Source organism: Candidatus Liberimonas magnetica, from assembly GCA_020523885.1.
Lineage (GTDB): Bacteria > Elusimicrobiota > Endomicrobiia > Endomicrobiales > JAFGIL01 > Liberimonas > Liberimonas magnetica.
Window position 1 is genome coordinate 84,028 of sequence record JAJAPY010000006.1, and the last position, 20,229, is coordinate 104,256.

The 20,229-nt window shown below is 42.4% G+C and carries 18 protein-coding genes; 12 read left to right on the forward strand and 6 right to left on the reverse strand.

Annotated features, from left to right (window positions below; genetic code table 11):
• The first annotated feature begins 29 nt into the window (after nt 1–29).
• The 12 genes from LHV68_06420 (at nt 30) to gspE (ending at nt 13,682) form a co-directional block, all read left to right on the forward strand.
• Entirely contained in the window at nt 30–3,095 is a 3,066-nt protein-coding gene (locus LHV68_06420) for an efflux RND transporter permease subunit (protein MCB4791506.1), read from the forward strand.
• Nucleotides 3,096–3,193: 98 nt separating this feature from the next.
• Complete coding sequence (locus LHV68_06425; protein MCB4791507.1) at nt 3,194–3,679, forward strand: hypothetical protein; 486 nt, start codon at nt 3,194–3,196, stop codon at nt 3,677–3,679.
• Nucleotides 3,680–3,739: 60 nt separating this feature from the next.
• On the forward strand, nt 3,740–5,725 hold the full coding sequence (locus LHV68_06430; protein ID MCB4791508.1) for a hypothetical protein: 1,986 nt from the start codon (nt 3,740–3,742) through the stop codon (nt 5,723–5,725).
• 15 nt (nt 5,726–5,740) lie between these two features.
• The gene (locus LHV68_06435) at nt 5,741–6,949 is read left to right on the forward strand and encodes a type II secretion system F family protein (GenBank protein MCB4791509.1); all 1,209 of its coding nucleotides are present in this window, start codon (nt 5,741–5,743) and stop codon (nt 6,947–6,949) included.
• A gap of 142 nt (nt 6,950–7,091) precedes the next feature.
• Entirely contained in the window at nt 7,092–7,559 is a 468-nt protein-coding gene (gspG, locus tag LHV68_06440; protein ID MCB4791510.1) for a type II secretion system major pseudopilin GspG, read from the forward strand.
• The gene (locus tag LHV68_06445; protein ID MCB4791511.1) at nt 7,528–8,019 is read left to right on the forward strand and encodes a GspH/FimT family pseudopilin; all 492 of its coding nucleotides are present in this window, start codon (nt 7,528–7,530) and stop codon (nt 8,017–8,019) included. The genes gspG and LHV68_06445 overlap by 32 nt, the downstream gene beginning before the upstream one ends.
• A 39-nt stretch (nt 8,020–8,058) precedes the next feature.
• Nucleotides 8,059–8,415: a hypothetical protein gene (locus tag LHV68_06450; protein ID MCB4791512.1), complete on the forward strand. Its 357-nt coding sequence runs from the start codon at nt 8,059–8,061 to the stop codon at nt 8,413–8,415.
• Nucleotides 8,366–9,004, forward strand: a complete 639-nt coding sequence (locus LHV68_06455) for a prepilin-type N-terminal cleavage/methylation domain-containing protein (GenBank protein MCB4791513.1) — start codon at nt 8,366–8,368, stop codon at nt 9,002–9,004. The genes LHV68_06450 and LHV68_06455 overlap by 50 nt, the downstream gene beginning before the upstream one ends.
• A complete protein-coding gene (locus LHV68_06460) occupies nt 8,991–9,902 on the forward strand; it encodes a type II secretion system protein GspK (GenBank protein ID MCB4791514.1) in 912 nt (303 codons plus the stop codon). The genes LHV68_06455 and LHV68_06460 overlap by 14 nt, the downstream gene beginning before the upstream one ends.
• Nucleotides 9,903–9,905: 3 nt before the next feature.
• The gene (pilM, locus tag LHV68_06465) at nt 9,906–11,393 is read left to right on the forward strand and encodes a pilus assembly protein PilM (protein ID MCB4791515.1); all 1,488 of its coding nucleotides are present in this window, start codon (nt 9,906–9,908) and stop codon (nt 11,391–11,393) included.
• Nucleotides 11,394–11,402: 9 nt separating this feature from the next.
• The gene (locus LHV68_06470) at nt 11,403–11,933 is read left to right on the forward strand and encodes a hypothetical protein (protein MCB4791516.1); all 531 of its coding nucleotides are present in this window, start codon (nt 11,403–11,405) and stop codon (nt 11,931–11,933) included.
• Nucleotides 11,934–11,975: 42 nt separating this feature from the next.
• On the forward strand, nt 11,976–13,682 hold the full coding sequence (gene gspE / locus LHV68_06475; GenBank protein MCB4791517.1) for a type II secretion system ATPase GspE: 1,707 nt from the start codon (nt 11,976–11,978) through the stop codon (nt 13,680–13,682).
• A gap of 373 nt (nt 13,683–14,055) precedes the next feature.
• Here gspE and LHV68_06480 read toward each other — a convergent pair whose 3' ends face one another.
• From LHV68_06480 to LHV68_06505, 6 genes are all read right to left on the reverse strand, one after another.
• Entirely contained in the window at nt 14,056–14,268 is a 213-nt protein-coding gene (locus tag LHV68_06480) for a hypothetical protein (GenBank protein MCB4791518.1), read from the reverse strand.
• A gap of 111 nt (nt 14,269–14,379) precedes the next feature.
• Nucleotides 14,380–16,572, reverse strand: a complete 2,193-nt coding sequence (locus LHV68_06485; protein MCB4791519.1) for a GAF domain-containing protein — start codon at nt 16,570–16,572, stop codon at nt 14,380–14,382.
• A 20-nt stretch (nt 16,573–16,592) separates the two neighbouring features.
• Complete coding sequence (locus tag LHV68_06490; protein MCB4791520.1) at nt 16,593–17,039, reverse strand: response regulator; 447 nt, start codon at nt 17,037–17,039, stop codon at nt 16,593–16,595.
• Nucleotides 17,040–17,096: 57 nt separating this feature from the next.
• Nucleotides 17,097–17,438 (reverse strand): endonuclease domain-containing protein, encoded by a 342-nt coding sequence (locus LHV68_06495; protein ID MCB4791521.1) that lies wholly within the window; start codon nt 17,436–17,438, stop codon nt 17,097–17,099.
• A complete protein-coding gene (locus LHV68_06500) occupies nt 17,438–19,357 on the reverse strand; it encodes a HAMP domain-containing protein (protein ID MCB4791522.1) in 1,920 nt (639 codons plus the stop codon). Before LHV68_06500 ends, LHV68_06495 begins: the two co-directional genes overlap by 1 nt.
• Nucleotides 19,348–19,971, reverse strand: a complete 624-nt coding sequence (locus tag LHV68_06505) for a hypothetical protein (protein ID MCB4791523.1) — start codon at nt 19,969–19,971, stop codon at nt 19,348–19,350. Before LHV68_06505 ends, LHV68_06500 begins: the two co-directional genes overlap by 10 nt.
• Nucleotides 19,972–20,229 lie beyond the last annotated feature (258 nt).

Sequence of the window (20,229 nt, forward strand, 5' to 3'; positions counted from 1 at the left end):
CTCAAAATTAATAAATAAAGGATAAATATATGACTCTGTCAGATATCTCAATAAAAAATCCTGTATTTGCCTGGATGCTAATGGCAGCCTTAATGATTTTCGGCTTTATAGGCTACTTCAGAATGGGGGTGAGCGCGCTTCCGGACGTGGATTTTCCTGTAGCTTCCATTATTTTGTCCTGGCGCGGGGCAGCGCCCGAGGTTATGGAGACCGATATAGTCGACCCTGTTGAAGATTCATTGATGGGCATACAGGGGATACGCAATGTTTCATCCAACATTCTTCAAGGCAGCGCTTCGATAACCATTGAATTTGAACTGAACAAAGATATAGATGTAGCTGTGCAGGAGATACAGCAAAAGCTCGCTCTTGCCCAAAGGCTGCTTCCAAGGGAAATGGACCCGCCCATAATAAATAAGGTTAACCCGGAAGACCAGCCTATACTCTGGCTTTCGGTTTACGGCGATGCTCCGCTCAGGGAGATGATGGGTTATGTCCAGGACTATTTGAAAGACCAGTTCACGACCGTTGAGGGAGTCGGCGAAGTATTTCTGGGCGGGTATGTTGACAAAAACCTGCGCGTGTGGGTAGACGATGAAAAACTTATAAAAAACCAGATAACTGTAAACGATGTGGTAAACAGCATTCAGCAGCAGCACATCGAACTTCCAGCCGGCAGGATAGAAACACCTGTTATCCAGAAAAACGTGCGCATGATGGGCGAAGCCCCTAACCCGGACGATTTTGGAAACATAGTCATCGGAAAACGCGCAGGGGTACCTGTATATAAACCTATTTATTTAAAACAGGTTGCAACTATAGAAAAAGGACTTGATGATATCCGCAGGGTATCGCGCACTAACGGCAAAACATCGGTTGGGCTTGGCATAAGAAAACAGCGCGGCTCTAACCAGGTCGCGGTATCCTTGAAAGTATTAAAGAAATATGAAGCATTGAAAAAGAATATGCCAAAAGGCATGGCTCTTGGCATAGTATTTAACCAGACAAGTTTTATCAGGGATTCCATAAGAGAGCTTACCATCACGCTGCTGCTTTCCGCTCTTGCCACATCCATTGTATGCTGGATATTTTTAGGGTCCTTTACTGCTACGGTTAATATACTTCTTGCTATACCAACTTCAATACTTGGCACTTTTCTTATTATCTATTTTCTGGGTTTTACGCTGAACACCTTCACTGTGCTGGGCCTTTCACTTGCAGTCGGCATAGTGGTGGATGACGCTATAATGGTCCTTGAGAATATCGTACGCTACAGGGAACAGGGCATTGAGAAAGTCGAAGCCGCGCGCACCGGAGCAAGGCAGATTACCTTTGCTGCCTTTGCCGCGACACTGGCTCTTATAGCGATATTTCTTCCTGTAGCTTTTATGACGGGAATTGTCGGCAAATTCTTTTTCCAGTACGGCATAACTATCTCCGTAGCTGTTGCTCTTTCACTGCTTGAGGCCCTGACGCTTACACCCATGAGGTCTTCTCAGTTCTTGCGGGTAGGCGAACGGACTACCTGGTTCGGAAAAATGGTGGATTCTTCGTTCAAGCTGACTGCAAAAAAATATAAGAACCTGCTTGGCTGGGCGCTTGACAGGCGCGGGAAAGTAATTGTGATTACAACTATCTTATTTCTTGCTTCTTTATATTTTTTCAAAACCCTGAGGAAGGAATTTGTTCCCCCCCAGGACCAGAGCCTGTTACTGTTGAGGTTCCAGACGCCTCCTGATTCTTCCATTGACTATACAAGCCTGAGAGCTAAAGCTATAGAAGCTTATTGTTTAAAAAAGCCGGAAGTGGACCATTTCTTTTCTATTATTGGAGGATTTAGTGGCGGAGATGTTAATTCAGGCATAGTATTTGTTACCCTTAAAACCCCTGGCAAAAGGCCGGTATCCCCGGAACACAAACACCGCCTTTCGCAAAAAGAGCTGATGGCGGTTTTTAGAAAAGAGTTGAACACCGACCCTAAACTAAGGGTTATTGTCCAGGACCTGTCCCTTGCAGGGTTTACCGCTCAGAGGGGGTTTCCCGTGGAGTTCGCCGTTGAAGGCCCTGATTGGGACATCCTTACCGATACCTCCGAGAAGCTCAGGCGCGAGCTTTCAAAAAGCAGTTTGATGACTGATGTTGACACAAACTTTTTGCCTAAAGTAACCGAGATACACGTTTACCCTGACCGGAAGAAAGCCGCCCAGCGCGGGGTTGATGTTCAGACTTTAGGACAGACTATAGATTACCTCGTAGGCGGGGAACCGATAGCAAAATACACTGAAAGCGGCAGGCGTTATGACGTGCGTATAAGGCTCGTTCCATCCTCTCGCTTAAAAACAAACGATATAAACAGGCTTCAGCTCTGGAATAACCGCGGTGAATTGGTAAATTTAAAAGATATCGTAAATTTAGTGGAAGAACCGGCTTCACTTACAATTACAAGAAGAAACAGGGAGCGCGCTGTATCGATATTCGCCAATGTTGCTCCCGGCAAATCACAGACGGCTGCATTAAAAGAAGTAACGCGTCTTGCAAAACAAATACTTCCGCCAGGTTATCATATTGAATTTACAGGCAGCGCCCAGACTTTTAAGGAATCATTTTCAAGCCTTGCTTTTGTGCTTCTAATGGGCATACTCATTTCATATATGGTACTTGCATCCCAGTTCAACAGTTACCTTCACCCGGTCATAGTGCTTCTTGCCCTTCCTTTCAGCATATCCGGCGCGCTGCTTGCGCTTTGGATCGGCAACCAGTCGCTAAATATTTACAGCTTCATCGGGATTATCCTTTTAATGGGCATAGTAAAAAAGAACTCTATCCTTCTTGTAGATTTTACGAACCAGTACAGGGCGCAGGGTATGCCGGTACGCCAGGCGCTTATAGAAGCCTGCCCTGTCAGGCTTAGGCCTATACTTATGACCTCTATAGCTACGATTACAGCAGCCATTCCTCCTGCGCTTGCTCTTGGCCCGGGCGCTGAAATACGCGTCCCCATGGCTATCGCTGTCATAGGCGGAGTAATCTTTTCAACGCTGTTAACGCTTCTTGTAGTCCCGTCCGCATACAGCCTGAGTAATAAAGATAAATAGCACAGTGGAAATAAGATAGTTAAATAAGGAAAACACCGATTGCTGAAATCCTGTAGTTGATGTAAAATCATTATAAAGAAATAGAAAGGCAGCAATTAATGATAATTTACTTTAAATATAGCAACCATTTAGTGATGCTGGTTTTTTTCATGCTTTTTTCTGTTCAGCCTTTAAGGCCCCAGGAGGAGAACACTCTGTCGCCTTACTCCATAATTTTAAAACGTAATGTTTTTAACCCTTTATGGGCTGTTTCTTTGCAAGGAAATGACACCAGGGCAAGGAAAGAGGAACTTGAAGCATTAAAAAAGGCCGAAGAAGAAAGAAAGGCTAAAGAAAGAACAGACCAGGAACAGAACCTTATTGCCAGCAAAAAGAAAGAAATTGAAGCTAATTACAGCTTAAACGGGATCGTATTTGAAAAGGGCAGGAAACAGGCGGTAATCTCCGATAAAAGAGATATGGAGCATTTCTTGTATGAAAATGACATGCTGGGCGAATCAAAGATTATTTCAATAGACCCGGAAAAAAGCGAAGTGACCCTGGATTACCAGGGAAAATTCACAGTAACGCTTGGAATGCAGTGAAACTATAGTAAAACCCATCTTGGCTAAAGCTTATATAGCCTCCGGGTAAAAGGATAAAAAATGAAAAAACTATTTTTATTTGTTCTTGCTGTACTGCTGCCTGTTATTTCAGTTTTTGCTTCGATGAAAGAGATGTCAGCGGGTGAATGGAAAATCGCATTAGAAGAAATCGGCGGTAAAACCGACAAAAAATTCATTAACAGCATAACCCGCTCAAGCGAAACCCTGGATAAGATAAACCTGGAAACAAAAGGCGTTTTGACAACAGAGGAATGGATAAACATCTTCAAGAAACTGGACCTTGAGCCTAAAGCTGACATGCAGACAAAAGAATGGGAGCTGTTTTTTGGCAGGATAGGCCTGAATAAGGAGTTCGATGCTGCTACAGAGGCTCCGGCTATTTCTACAGGTACCACGAACCAGGAGGTTCGGACAAAGCCCGAAAACATGAAGCCCGACACATCTTTTGACAAATCTTCAACAATCGCCACTTCTTCAAAAGCATCATCTGTTACTCCTGATATTTATGCGACGGCCCAGGTTAAAACAGAGGCGCTTCCCAGTAAACCAAGCCTGGCAGAAACCCCTAAAACCCCGGCTTTTGAACCCGCAAAGCCGCAGGAGCACGCAAGGTCATCAAGGATCTCATTTGACTTGAAAGGAATGGATATTTTATCCGTGCTTAAAATGATATCCCAGAAAAGCGACCTTAACATAATCGCAGGCAATAATGTCAAAGGAAGCGTTACAATTTACCTTAAGGACGTGGATGCAAGGGATGCCCTTAAAATGATACTTGAAATGAATGACCTGGCCTATGTGTATGAAGACAAGGTAATAAAGGTAATGACCGCGACTGATTATGAAAAGGTTTACGGAAAAAAGTTTTATGACAGGACCGCCGTTGAGATAGTTAAGCTGAATTTTGGGAAAGCTGACAACGTCTTAAAGACCCTTACTAATGTCAAAAGCAAGATAGGCCAAATCATAGCCGACAGCGCTTCAAACTCGCTAATAATAATAGACACACGGGACAATATAAATGACATTAAAAAAATGATAAAAACACTGGATGTTAAAATAGACACAAAAGCGTTTCCCTTAAGCTACGCCAGGGCTAAAGACATAGCTGACAAATTTAAGAACGTAATTAGCCCTAATATAGGCGATATCCAGATAGACGAAAGAAGCAACCAGCTTATAATTACTGATAGTGAAAACAAACTGGCAGATATAGCGGTATTGGTAGCATCGCTTGATAAACGGCACAAGGAAGTATTGATAGAAGCAAGGATCGTTCAACTCCAGCACGGCAATCAAAACAAGATAGGCATAAACTGGGAGAGCGTGTTCAGCAAAATAAACGACCAGGCCATAGCAGGCCGCGTAGTTGCAAACCTCGGCAATATAAAGAACATACCTATTAAAGTCGGCGGCGATAACGGCATACAGTTGAATGTAGGGACTCTTAATACGAACAATTTTTCAGCCATAATCGATGTGCTTCAAACAGTGGGAAAGACGGACCTCGTAGCATCGCCCCGTATAGCTGCTATTGAAAACAAGGAAGCAAGAATCCTTGTCGGCACAAAGGAAGCTTATGTAACTACGCAGATTATAAATGCCGGCACCTCAACAGTAAGCCCTGTAGTTGCGGAATCCGTTAATTTTGTTGATGTAGGAATGAAATTATTCGTTACCCCTAATATAGGCGATGACGGCTATATAACGATGAAGATCAGGCCTGAATTGAGCTCAGTTGACCGGCTTTTAACAACTTCCCAAAACAACGAAATCCCTATCTTACGCACATCCGAATCAGAAACAACGGTCATGGTGCAGGACGGAGTAACTATAGTAATCGCAGGCCTTACTGAAGAAACAGAAATAAAGAAAGTCGAGGGTATCCCTCTTCTTTGCCGTATCCCTCTAATAGGCTCTCTTTTTGGCAGGACATCAACCGAAAAATCTAAGAGCGAGCTTATAGTTTTCCTTACACCGCGCCTTATGAGCGGAAATCTATCAAGCGAAGAAGCCAAAAAATAAAGGTAAGGAGTTATTGTGCCCTTGTTCTTATATACAGCAAAAAACACTTCTGGCCAACAGGTTTCAGATACTATTTCAGCTGAAAATGAAAAAGCAGCTGTAAGCGCGCTTCAGTCCTCTAACCTTTTTCCGGTCTGGCTAAAGCCTGCCAAAAAACCCTTTAACTTACCGGGGCTTTTTAAGTACAACAAAATAGGGCATAAAGACAAAACTCTTTTTACAAGAAGGCTCGCAGACTCCATAAAGGGAGGGCTTACTCTTACAAGAGCCCTGTCAGTCATTGAAAGAGCTACTGAAAATGAGGAGCTTAAAAAAATAACAAAGGAAATCCTTGTTATGGTCCAGGAAGGTTTCAGCCTGTCGCAGGCGCTCAAAAAATACCCTGAAGTATTCCCCAACATTTACCTAGGCATGGTACAAGCCGGCGAATCAGCAGGCCTTTTGGATTCAGTTTTGTTGAAACTGGCGGAATTTAATGAAAAAGAGACCGAGTTAAGGTACCGCATAAACGCGGCTCTTGCCTACCCTGCGATAATGATGGGTGTAGGCCTGTTAAGCGTGTTTTTCCTTCTCGGTTTTGTGATACCAAGATTTGAGGTTATGTTTCAGGATTTGGGGCAGTCCATACCTCTTCCTACAAAGATACTTATAAGCATAAGTAATTCTCTAAGGCAGGGCTGGTGGCTGTACTTGCTTATAGCCGCAGCTTTATCTGTATTCGCGGTAAAATTTTCACGGTCTGACAAAAGCAGGGAAGTCTTTTCAAAAATAAAATTAAACCTGCCTTTATTCGGCGCTTTCTTTAGGAAAGACCTGATATCCCGTTTTATAAGGATGCTGAGCGTTTTGCTGGGCAACGGCGTTCCTGTTCTTGAGGCGCTTGCCCTGGCCAAAAACTCCATAGGCAACCGGGTCTTTGAACAGGAAATCGAAAAAATATACAAAAGCGTAAAAGACGGGCACGGACTTGTTGAGCCTATAACTAAAAGCCGTTTCTTTCCTCCCATGGTTTCTGAAATGATATCTATAGGCGATGAGACCGGCAGGCTTGAAGAGTCTTTGGCTAAAACAGCCGACACTTATGACCGCGAAGTCGAATACTCAGTGAAAACCCTGACTACGCTTCTTGAACCTGTAATAATTCTTTTTGCAGGCATAGTAGTTTGTTTTATAGCTATTTCCATGCTGCTGCCCGTTTTTCAAATGAGCACTGGAATACGATAAAACAACAGAACCGAGTAATGAGTCATGGGTCTTGGGTCTTGACACACTACCCATGGCTCAATACTCATGACGGGTTTTGAGAGTTTTTTGACTCAAGACACACGACCCATGACAAGACAACTATAATTTATAGGAGTCATCAATGAACAACAAAAGAAACAGAGGCTTCACCCTTCCATTGCGGGATGTCACGAATTTTAGAAAAATTAGCACGGGTTTCACCTTAATCGAAATAATGCTTGTAGTAACCATAATCGGCATACTTGCCGCTGTGGTACTGCCAAGGCTTGTCGGGAAAAGCGAGGAAGCGCGCACGAGCGCGGCAAAACTTCAGATAGAGAACCTTTCGCTTGCTCTTGACACGTTTGAACTTGACAACGGCAGGTATCCTGCCACGGACGAAGGGCTTAACGCTTTAAGGAACGCGCCTGTAACTCTTAAAAACTGGAAAGGCCCGTATATGAAGAAGGATGTCACAAAAGACCCCTGGGGTAAGCCCTATAGCTACAAATGCCCGGGCGTTCATAACAAGGATTTTGACCTTTATTCCTGCGGAGCTGACGGCCTTGAAGGAACAAATGACGATGTTACTAATTGGGAAAATAAATAATAACGGTTTTACACTGGTAGAAGTTTGCCTGGTCGGCCTTATACTTTCAGTTATGTTCGCGATAGCCTGGCCCAAAATGGGCAGCTTCGCACGCCGCACGCAATTGCACTCAGCGGCTGACGGGATAGCAGCCACCTTGCGTTATGCAAGGGATCTGTCCCTTACCCGGAACAGCTATTACAGGCTCAGCTTTGATAACAGCCTTAAAGGCTACCAACTGTTTTTTAAAAGCGGTTTTGGCGGTTTAAAGGAAGATTATAAACCTTTTGAAGATTCTTTGCATAGAAAACGGCTGCTTTCACAGAACATTACTATTGAAGACATCAGCCAACAGGAAGTTGTTTTTAACCCGGACGGTACAAGCGAGGACTTCAGTCTTTCCATGAACGACGCACAAGGAAACAAGCTTGCTCTGAAATATCAGGGAAGCACCGGTAGAACAATGATCGCAGAACAATAAGCAGCGGCTGAAAGAAAGAATTTAGAGGGAATAAACTCTATGTTAAGAGACTATAAGGGTTTTATGCTGTTAGAGATAATGTTATCGCTTTTAATACTGGGTGTTGTCCTTGTTATGTGCACACAGGTTATAGCAGGCTTTATCCGCTCTGGCGCTTCTTCACTTAACACTACACAGGCCTCGGCCTTAGCAGCCCGTCTCCTGGGAGAGATAGAAGCGAATAAGTATGTTTTGGGAAGTCGTACCGGTAATTTTGAGGACTCACCGGGTTTTAGCTACGAAGTAAATAAATCAAAAGTTGACTATAATTTTAGCCAGTATAAATACAGCATAAAATGGATAGAACATGGAACTGAAAAAAATGCCCAATTCACATTGCAGAAATTTGAACCCTAAGGGCTTTACCCTATTGGAACTTCTTATAAGCATCACTATTCTGGTGATGGTTATAACTACTGTTTATGCGGCTTTTTCAACCGGGCTTAAGGCTCAGAAGAAACAGGAAGAGGCAAACTATCGAAATCAGAGCCTGCGGCAAGCCTGGCGTATGATGGCAAGAGATCTAAGGTGCGCTTACGTTTCCGATACGAACAAAAATGCGATATTTATCGGAGAACACAATACAGGCGCCGGAAATTCCGATAAAATAACTTTTGTTACTGCCCTTCCTGGCACGGGTTCAAAGTACGGCGGGCTGGCGGTTGTATCTTATTATGTTTCTCCTGGAAAGGGTTTAATAAAAGAAAACAAGGGGTTTCCTTCCTATGCCCCTGAAGAAACAGAAGGCAGGCTCTTTGAAGCTGCGCCATTGGTAAAAAGCCTGGACATTACATATTTTGATGGAAAAAACTGGAGCGAAGAATGGGGTACGGAAAACTCTAAAATATCTTCTTTTTCCCTCCCGCTCCAGGTCCAGATAAAGTTTGTTTTTGAAAACGATAAAAAACCGGTAACGGAGCTAATACCTGTATATGTTAAGAAATGAAAGAGGCCTGGCTTTAATAATAGTACTCTGGGTAGCTGCTGCGCTCAGCTCAATAGCTGTAGCGGGTTCCTATACCGCAAGGCTTGAAAGGAAACAGGCCTCCTATCCTTTAAAAGACTTTCAGTTATTGAACTCCGCGTTGTCTGCGATAGAAAAGGTGAAGCTTGAAGCCTCTTTAGATACAAATGATTACGATTCGCTTAAGGAAAACTGGAAAACATCTTTTGAAAAAAACTACGAAACAGAAGATGCAAGCGTGTATGTCCGGGTTGATGACGGTGAAAGCGCGATAAACTTAAATACAGCTCCGCGCCAGGTTCTTTTGAAGATACCTGCTATTGACAGGGTTTCAAATAAAAACGAACTGGTGGACTCTCTCCTGGATTGGAAGGATGCGGATTTTGAGTACTTGCCGGATGGAGCAGAAGAACCGTACTACAGGTCCTTAAAATCTCCCCTGCACTGTAAGAACGGGCCTCTTGATTGTATGGATGAATTGAATTTAGTAAAAGGGTTTAACGAAAATATAGTTAATGAACTGAAAAAGTGTGCCACAGTTCATTCAAGCGGAAAGGTCAATATAAATACAGCTTCCCTGGAAGCTTTAATGTCTTTGCCCGGCATGGATTACAGCCTGGCGCAGGCTGTGATAGCGAACAGGAACGGCTCTGACCTTAAAGAAGGGACAGGCGATGACCTGCCGTATGACAACATACAAAAACTTAGCGACATAGTAGGGGCCGAAACCTATGCTCAGATAAAGGATTTGATTACAGTCAGGTCATATTTTCTAAAAGTTTATGTTAAAGCCGGGAAAGGCGGTTATTTAAAAGAACTCGAAACTGTGCTTAAACGAAACGGTAAAGATATAAAGACTATTTATTTAAGAGAGCTTTAATTTATGGCGCCCTTAACAACTTCAATCGAAATTAACCCTGAAAAGATAAATCTTGTGCAGGCAAGAATAAATTCAAAGGCTGTGCTGTTAACCGCCTGTGAGGAAGCTTCGTTTGAAATACCCGGGGGCCTGGTTCCTTCTTTAAAAAAGCTTAGCGAAAAATATAATATCTGCAAATCGCAGCTTGTAACTTTTATCCCCCGCCACCAGGTTTTTTTAAAGAAAATAACTATTCCACCAGGGAGTCCTCGTGAAATTAAAAGTATGCTAAGGTTCGAAGCAGAAAAACACCTGCCGTTCCCGGCAGAAGACGCTGTTATAGATTTTTTTTCTGTTTTACAGGATAAAGCAGGCTCTTTGCCCTTAAGCGAAACATCGAACAATATTATTTTCCTTGCTGCGGTAAAGAAATCAACGGTGGAAACACTGCTTGCTGTATTTGCAGCCGCAGGCCTTATGCCGGATGAAATAAGTATCAGCACCTTTGCAGTAAATAACCTTGTTGCGTCTTTGAAACTTCCGGGTAAAGAGCCTTTCGCTGTTTTTAAACCCGGGAAAGAATATTTTGAGTTTGACATTTTTTTAAACAATACCCTTCTTATGAGCAGGGGGTTGCAGTTTTCAAATGGAATGCTTTCAAAAGAAATCGAAAACACCATCACTATATTCTCTTCCGAAAACTCAGGCTTAAAGATAGACAGGGTTTTATCCCTTAACTACCTGGCTGGTTTTGATATAGAAAAACCCGGTTCTGAGCTTAAACTTGAAACCTTTAATTCTACTGTATTAAAGGAAATTGAAGGATTATCTATAGCGCCTGAAATCTTGCCTGAAGAACTGAATAAATGCCTGCTGCCGGTTGGCCTTATCATTGAGCCGCTTATTTATAGGCAAAGCTCAAAGCACGAGCCTTCTCTTGAGCAAACCCCGGCTCTTACCCGCAGGCCTGCCGAACCCCATAAACCAAACTTTCTTCCTGAAGAAATTAAAGATGGCATAATTAAGAAAAGAAAAAATAAAGCCTATTCCGCCTTTGCAGCTATCGCGGCAGGAGTTGCTGTAATTTTTTCCCTTGTTTATGGATTAACAGTTTACAGGAATGCTTCATCTGAAAGACAAATGGCAAAGATGATAGAACAACACAAGCCTGAACTGCAAAACCTTAAGAAAATAAATGATACCCTGGCTTTGATAACCAGGTTCAAAGGCAAAAACCCGGGAGCGCTGGCGGTTTTAAAAGAAATAAGCGCTGGCCTTCCTTCAGGCATTTATATTCGAAATTTCCAGTATGACTTGAGCCAGAACACTGTAACGCTTGATGCCAGGGCAGGGTCGTATGCTGCCAGCTCTAAAGCTATAACTGAGCTTTCTAAACTAAAATGCTTTTCTCAGGTTTCAAACAAGGGAGCCCACGCAGTGAAAATAGGAGAAACCGGCCTTGTGGATTTTGAAGTAACCTGTGTTATGAACGATACTGAGAGCTTGAATTAAAAGGTTAAAATGAAGAACAGCGAATTGATACTTCTATTTATAGCGGTTTTTGCAGGGCTTGGCTCTGTTGGCTATATCTATATCTTAGAACCTGTGTTTAACACCGCAGCCTTGACAGGTGACGTTGCTTCAAGATACAAGGAATACGCTGCGCTCCTTGAAAAAAAGAATGAGCTTGAGGCAAAAGCAAAACAGGTTTTATCTTCTGGTTACTTTAAGCCTGACAGCCAGGAACAGCTCACAGCTTTAAGCTCTCTTGCGGGCAAGATAGCGCAAAATTCAGGGATAAGGCAGATAGCAAGCATATATCCTTTGACAGCGCTTAAGAAAGGCCGGTATGAAGAAATCGCTGTGCAGATAGAAATGGACTGCACGCTTGGCTCTCTTACTAAGATGGTGCATGAAATAGAAACTTCAGAGCTGCCCTTGAAGGTAAGAAAACTGCAAATTACCGGAGAAACAGAAGATCCTAAAATAATAAGAGTCCAAATTGAGGTAGCAAGCCTTTGGATTCAAACTGAAGAGGTACAGAATCGGTAAACGGTAAGCCTTAAACCGTTTAATTATCATTGGTCTTATACTATGAAAACTGAACAGATAGGGCAAATATTGCTTAAAGACAAGAAAATAACGGAAAAAGAGCTTTCTTCAGTTTTATCAGAACAGAAAAAAAGCGGTGAACGGCTCGGGAAACTGCTGATAAAACACGGGCATGCGAAGGAAAAAGATATACTTGAAGCTCTTTCCCGCCAGTTCAACATCCCTGTTGAAGATATCTCAAGGCTTAAGATTGATGTTACTTTGGCAGAGAAAGTGCCTGCAAAGTTCGCTTACAGGCACAAAATAGCTCCTGTAAACCAGGAAAACGGCGTATTAACGGTAGCTGTCACTGACCCGCTTAACCTGCATGCTCTTGACGATTTAAGGCTTATTCTTGAATGCGGCATAAGGCCCGTTTTATGCCCGGAAGCGGATATCCTTAAATCCTTAAAAACTATTTATGGTGTCGGGGGCCAAACTATAGAAGAACTGGCAGATAAAGAAACAAAAACAATAAGCGGGGGCCCGCTGCATTTAGAGGAAGTAAAAACGCTGGCAGAAACAAACACAGGAGATGCTTCCATAATAAATTTTGTGAACCAATTAATATGCGAAGCGCACCAGGACAGGGCTACGGACATACACCTGGAACCTTTTGAGGATGACCTTATAGTCCGCTACAGGATAGACGGCATCCTGCATGAAATACCAACGCCTGCTTCCTTAAAAACTTTCCAGTCATCAATAACCTCAAGAATAAAGATAATGGCGGATATGAACATCGCAGAAAAACGGCTCCCGCAGGACGGCAGGATACAATTCAACATAAACGGGGAAACCGTTGATATACGCGTTTCAACCCTTCCTATACTGCACGGTGAAAGCATAGATTTAAGGATACTGCCGAGAGGCCAGATGTTCATCGGGCTTGGAGAGCTGGGCCTTTCAAAAGAATATTTGACAGCGATAGAAAAACTCATTAAAAAACCGCACGGCATAATACTTGCCACAGGCCCTACAGGCCATGGTAAGACCACGACACTTTATGCGTGCTTAAGCAAGATAAACTTCCCTGACAAAAAAATAATTACGGTGGAAGACCCTATCGAATACCAGCTTAAGGGAGTAAACCAGGTGCCTGTAAACTCAAAAATAGGATTATCATTCGCAAACGGCCTGCGCTCGATCTTAAGGCAGGACCCGGACGTTATAATGGTAGGCGAAATAAGGGACCAGGAAACAGCCGAGATAGCCATAAGGGCCTCTTTGACCGGGCATCTTGTTTTCAGCACCCTTCATACGAATGACTCGGCAGGGGCTGTAACACGCCTTGTGGATATGGGCATAGAGCCTTACCTTGTCTCATCTTCTGTTGAAGCTGTACTCGCGCAAAGGCTTATACGGCTTGTCTGCCCGAAATGCAAGGTGCAGGACACCTCAGATAAAGACTTCCTTACAAAGCTGGGGTTCAGGGATATTGAAAGAAACACTATAATCTATAAGGCAAGCAAAGGCTGTGATGAATGCAGGCATACCGGATACAAAGGCCGCACAGGCATCTATGAGTTAATGCTCCTTGATGACGATCTGCGCCGCTTAGTCTTAGAGAAAACCTCAGCCGGAAATATAAGAAAAGAAGCCTTGAAAAAGAATATGAAGACACTGAGGGATGACGGTTTCAGAAAAATCCTGGCAGGCCTTACCACTATAGAAGAAGTCTTAAGAGTAACGCAGGAAGAAAATTTTTAAAAAGACAATGTATTGGCATTTAGCTGGTAGTATTGATTGTAAAAATATTATTTGAAAACCTTATCGGAAGTGGGCTAAGGACAACCATGATAGCTTTTATATATTACTAAGAAAATTACTTATATCATCATGGTCGCCAACTAGAATAAATTCGACCAAATCATTTGATAAACGAAAAATTATTCTGTCTTTAAGATTCACTCTTATTTCCCAAAAATCCTTTCTAAGATGTTTTAAACCAAGCCCTTGAGGATTTTGTTTACATTCTAAAGCAAAAACCAGCTGTTTTATTGCATCTTTAATTCTTGTTTTTTTTTCAGGCGTTAATTTCTTTATTGACTTGATAAATAATGATTTTTGTTCTTAGCGCATTTTACAATTTAGCTAAAGCTTTTAAAAATGAATCAGAATCCTTATAGACTCTACTCTTTTTATCAGCGAGCTTTTCAATCTTAAACCATTCTTCTTTACTAAAATCCTTTTCCATATCAGTAATAAGCTCTTCCAGAATTATCTTTTTTTCTTGTTTAGGAAGCGTCCTAATTGCAGAAACAAGAGCTTCTGCCCGAACAATATGAACATTCATTTAACCTCCGTAAGTCCGTAAGTGTATTTTATTTTTATAAATTTCTTGATATATCATACTATTATATCTTTATCTAAGTCAATATTCCCGGCATCTGCGAATTTACGTCCCCTAATTGGGAAGGGTAATACAGACGCTGGTTCCTTCGCCTTCTTTGCTGTTTATTTTGATCTCGCCGTGATGAAGCTCCACTATCTGCTTTGAGATAGAAAGCCCGATACCAGTTCCACGGGCTTTGGTGGAAAAAAACGGGTCAAAAACTTTATCGAGCGCATCTTTTGCAATACCTACCCCATTATCTTTAATAACAACAAAAACCGAGTTATCTTCGACTTTCAAAGACAGGCCTACCTCGCCTTTGTTATTTAAAACCGCGTCAAAAGCATTGTTCAGTATATTGCCGAATAGTTCTTTCATCTGGAACTCGTCCGCTTTAATTACCGCCTCTTTTAGAGGACCGTATTCCTTATTCACCCTGACAGATTTGTTTGTATGCCTTGCATAAGCGCTTTCTATGCATTCATTAAGAACATTTATCAAATTTACCTTTTCATACTGGGGCTGTTTTATCCTTGAATAGAATAAAAGGTTGTTTATAATCTGGTTGGAATCTATCACCTTTTTTTGTATCGTTGCAAGGTGGCTCTCAAGAGCAGGGTCCTGAGCTTTTCTTTTTATATTATACGCTGCCATGTTTATAGCGGCAAGAGGATTCCTCAGTTCATGGGCTACTGTGGTGGCCAATGTGCCTATATCAGACAGGCGCCTTGCTTTTTCAAGTTCAAAGCGCGCGTTTAATAACGCCAGGGTTCTTTCTTTTACCAGGTTTTCAATAGTTTCTTTATCACGCTTAAGCACATCTTCTGCCTGCTTGCGCCGCATAGCTACAGCTACAAGGTCTGAAACAGCCTTCATAACGAATATCTCATCCTGCCTGAATGCTTTGCGGGCGCTGGTTCCGAAAGAGATCGTTCCTATAAGTTTATCTTCTACCAAAAGCGGATGGCAGCAGTAAGCAAGCACTCCGTAACTCTCCACAAGCTTTGTCCGCGGGTCTTTAGTTGTTGGTATATCCTGCACTATAATTCGTTTGCGGTCGCGGGCAACACAACCGCAGACAGCCACCCCAAAATCTAGCCATTCGATTTTTTTTGCCTCTTCTTTTGCTATACCGTAATAAGAATTAAGTTTTAACCTGTTTTTACCCTCGTCAAAAAGAAAATTAAAAAAGAACTGGCAGTCAAGGAGCTCCATGGCATTCCGGCATATCTCCTGAATTAATTTCTGAGGTTCCACAGCTTCAAGCAGTTTAGAAGCTGATTCCGACAACAAAGTTTGATACCTCCCGGACCATTGCAGGAATTTTTCCGCTTTATTCTTGGCTTCTTTATCGCGAAGAACCATTATGCCGTAAGAAAGGACGCTGGCAAGCTCAGAAAGAAGGTTTATCTCGTTTTCAGAGAAATCATCCTCATTTTTTGAATATATGGAAACCGCCCCAAAAACTTTTTTGCCCGCTTTTAAAGGAAAAACTATAGAAGAGGAATACCCCCTCTTCAGGGCTTCATCGCGCCAGGGCTTAAAATTTGGGTTCTGGTCCATATTTGCGCATTTAATTATTTCTCCCGTGCGGATAGCCGTGCCTGTGGGCCCCCGGCCATGCTCGGTGTCTGACCACGTAATACCCGCTTTTTCAAGGTACCCATCTTCAAAACCAGCGAAGGCCACGGGCCGGACGGTTTTAGCTTCATCTTCTTCAGCAAACCCTATCCAGGTCATTGTATGGCCGCAATCCTCAACTATTATCTTACAAACCTCTTTTAAATAGGAATCTTCGTCCTTTGCCTTGACTATAGCCTGGCTTGAATGGCTTAACGCAAGAAGAGTGCGGTTCAGCCTGCGAAAATCCTCTTCCTTTTTTTTACGTTCTATTGAATACCTGATACTGCGCAGCAGTAAATCGGCATTTAGATGATTCTTAGATAGATAATCCGCGGCATTATTCTTTAGAGCCAGTGTGCCTGTGCTCTCATCTTCCTGGCTGGTTAACATAATAATGGGTAAATCAGGATAAAGCGCGGTGAGTTTATTAAGCCCTTCAAACCCGTGGCTGTCAGGCAAATTAAGGTCAAGAAGGATAGCATTGAACTTTACTTCTTTAAGAAGTTTTAAACCTTCTGCTATACTGCCGGCAGACGGTATTTTAATGATTTGGGCAGAGCTTTCCTTAAGCATCTCAGAGACAAGCCTGACATCTCCCGAGTTATCATCTATAATAAGAATATTCATATGGTTCTTGTGCATAAATCACCTTAATTAACTATCTATAGTTTCGGTGGCAGTTTAACCATGGTAAACCAGAACTCCTGGACCGATTTAGCCACTTTCATGAACTGGGTAAGGTCTACCGGCTTTGAAATATAACAGTTGGCGTGCAGGTTATAGGACTTTAGTATGTCCTCTTCAGATTTTGAAACCGTTAATACAACTACAGGTATAGACTTTAAAGAGTCATCGGTCTTTATCTCTTTTAGAACTTCGCGGCCGTCTTTTTTGGGAAGGTTAAGGTCTAATAAAATGAGGTCAGGCCTCGGCACTTTTGAGTATTTGCCTTCCTTCTTAAGAAAAGCTATTGCTTCAACTCCGTCTGTTACCACATGCAGGTTATTATACAGTTTCTGTTCTTTAAGCGCTTCGGTAGTCAGCCGTATATCCCCAGGATTGTCTTCCACCAGCAGGATCTCAATAGGCATAACATGATTTCCGTTCATTTTTCCTCCGTTTAATTATTCCTCTCCCCTACGGGGAGAGGTTAGGTGAGGGGGTGTTTACTTGATATTTTCTATTATCACCTTGCATACCCCGTCAATATTATTCAAAATATCCGTATTGCTAAATCTCAATACTCTTATCCCAATTTGATCTAACTCTTTACCCCTTCTCTCATCGCGTTTCTTATTTATCTCATCGTAATGTTGGCCGCCATCAGCCTCTATCGCTAATTTGTATTCAGGAGAATAAAAGTCCAAGATATATCTACCAACCGAAAATTGCCTTCTGAACTTAGCGCCTTCCAGGGACCTATTTCTCAAAACCGACCATAATTTCATTTCCCCTTCAGTTTGATTCTTCCGTAAATGGCGGCTCCTTTCAATATTATTTCTTTTCATTACCCCCTCACCCCTGCCCTCTCCCCCAAAGGTAGAGGGAATTTTGATGATATTGGCACTGTGAAGTAAAAGGTTGTGCCTTTGCCCTGTTCTGAATCAAGCCATATCCTTCCGCCTTCTGTCTCAACTATTTTTTTGCAGATTGAAAGGCCTATACCTGTCCCGGGGTATTTATCCCTGCCGTGCAGGCGTTGAAAAATAAGGAAAATACGGTCTTTGTACTGGGGCTCAATACCTATACCGTTATCTTTTACCGAGAACAACCATTCACCTGGCTCTTTTTTCGCGGCCACATGAATCTGCGGAGAATCTTCACCCCTGAACTTTATGGCATTTCCTATCAGGTTCTGGAAAAGCTGGATAAAATTGCTTTCGTTTCCGAATACAACAGGAAGTTTATCGTGTGTTATGACAGCTTTGCTTTCCTGTATGGTTTTGGCCATGATCTCTAAAACCCTTTCCAACACAGATTCAGTGTCAATTTCCACGTAAGTTTTTTCCCCGCGGCCTATCCGCGAGTAGGCAAGAAGGTCGTTTATCAGTTTCTGCATGCGTTTTGCGCCGTTGACTATGTACGCTATAAATTCATCTGCATCCGCATCCAGCTTATTTTTGTACCGCCTTTCCAAGAGCTCGGAATAGCTTGCCATCATCCTTAAAGGCTCCTGTAAGTCATGCGATGCGACGTAAGCAAATTGTTCCAGGTTCTCGTTAGAACGCTTTAAGTCGAGTTCCGTTTGCTTGCGCATTTCTATTTCAGCGTTCAATTCATTGCGCGAAGCCAGAGTATTTTTTAGGTCTGAAGTCATTTTATCAAACGTCCTTGAAAGCTGACCTATCTCATCTTTAAGGCTGGTTCCTACGCGGTAATCCAGGTTCCCGTTTCCAACTATTTCAGCTCCTTTTGACAAACTATTTATCGGCCTTGAAATAGATTGAGCTATGGAAAACGCCATAATCCCGCTAAGGACTGCGATTATAACAGCGATTATAACAACTAACAGCTTCAAATGTGTTACGTCTGAAAACGCTTCTTCAGCATCTATCTTTGCCACCATTCCCCAGTCAAGCGCCGGTATAGGCCTCCAGGCAGCTATAACTTTTTTCCCGCGGTAATCTATTAACTGCCCGCTTCCATCCCTGCCCTGTACCGCTTCCTGGATAGGGCCGCCGGCTTCCCCTCCAAGAGGAATGTGTTTCTTAAGCGCAGCTTCAGGTTCATGTCTTATAGGATTTAAGTATATCACGTCATTGTCTATTCTTTTGCCTATCAGGGTCTCCCCGGTTATACCGAGGCCGGTCCTGTCATCAATAAGTTTATAAATATCTGACATATCCACTTCAAAAGCTATAACGCCGATAAAAACATTTTTGAAATCAAAAGCCGGGGCCGTTACGAGCATCGCAAACTTGTTTCCTTCAGCCTTATCGAGAAATACGTCGGAAAAAAAGACTCCTTTTTTCCCTTCATCAAAGGCCTTTTGGCTGTCACCGACAAGTGGGTTTAGGACATCCTTCGTGTAATGTTCCGGGTTACTTGAATAAACGACTTTCCCTTCAGGGTTTACAAGCATAATATCTATTAGCCCTAAAACTGAAGTCATCTGACGCAGCTGTCCGTCCAGCATTGTTTTTGAAGCCACATATTCTTTGTTTTTGACTAGGCCTGATAACCTGCTTAGAACCGGAAGGTTTACTTTAATGTTATAAAAACCGTGGGATATTTCTATGTTGGATTTCAGGGATTTAAAGTAAGAATCTATTTTGTCTGCCTTAAACGCAGCCACATCCTGCAGCTGAGCCAGGCGCACACGTTCGATGGAATCTTTGTAATTATGAAAAGTCAAGGCGCTTATAAAGAATATAGGAATCAAGGTGACAGCAAGAAATAGAATGATAAGTTTTGACCTTATAAGCATAAAAAACCTATTCCCAATAAAACAAAGATTATGGCTGTATGTACTGCGATAGCTGAATTGACCCCGCTTATGTAGTAATAAAAAAAAGGCTGGTTAATTGCATAACCAGCTATCGCTATCAATCCGATTGAACCAATTATTACGCCTATAGTATTTAATATCGCCTTAAGCTTTTCAGGTTTAAAAGTTGTTATAATTCCCGCCGCAGCGATAAAGATAAAGCAGGCCATAGTGGGGACAGACGGGCGGCCCGGGACAACAGATTTGACCAGGTTTCCTGTGTCTTTAATGAATAAATCTTCTTCACCGGTATGGACCCCCAGGAGGGTCGAAAAAAACATCGTTCCCATTATAAGAATGACAAGCAAAGAAGCTATTGAAATAACAATGTAAGAGTTGTCTAATTCGCCTTCCTCCGCCTTTGCGATAAAATAAAGTATGACACCGCTTAAAAAAAATGTAAATGCCGTAGAAAACTTCATGGATATCCAGGCAGGTGAAATGCTTTTTAAGGCGCTGATATCAAATACCCAGCCAAGCATAACAGCGATGCCGGCACCGGCTGTGATTATTGATATTAATTTTGCTGTCTTTCTTTTGCTTTCAGGTTGCATGTTATTGTATTTAAAATACAATAAATTTTATAATTTTGAAAGGCTTTCAACAATAGCCAAATTCCACTTTTTGCTGACTTTTATCTGCTTTGCCCAAAAAAAGAACCATCCATTTCAACAACGGACGGTGCAATTTTGACTTAGTCCTTCTAAAAATTCTGAATATTGTCATTCCTGCGAAAGCAGGAATCCAGTTCTTCACCTGACACTCTAATCTAATTCATGGATTCCCATTTTCATGGGAATGACACCTTTTTT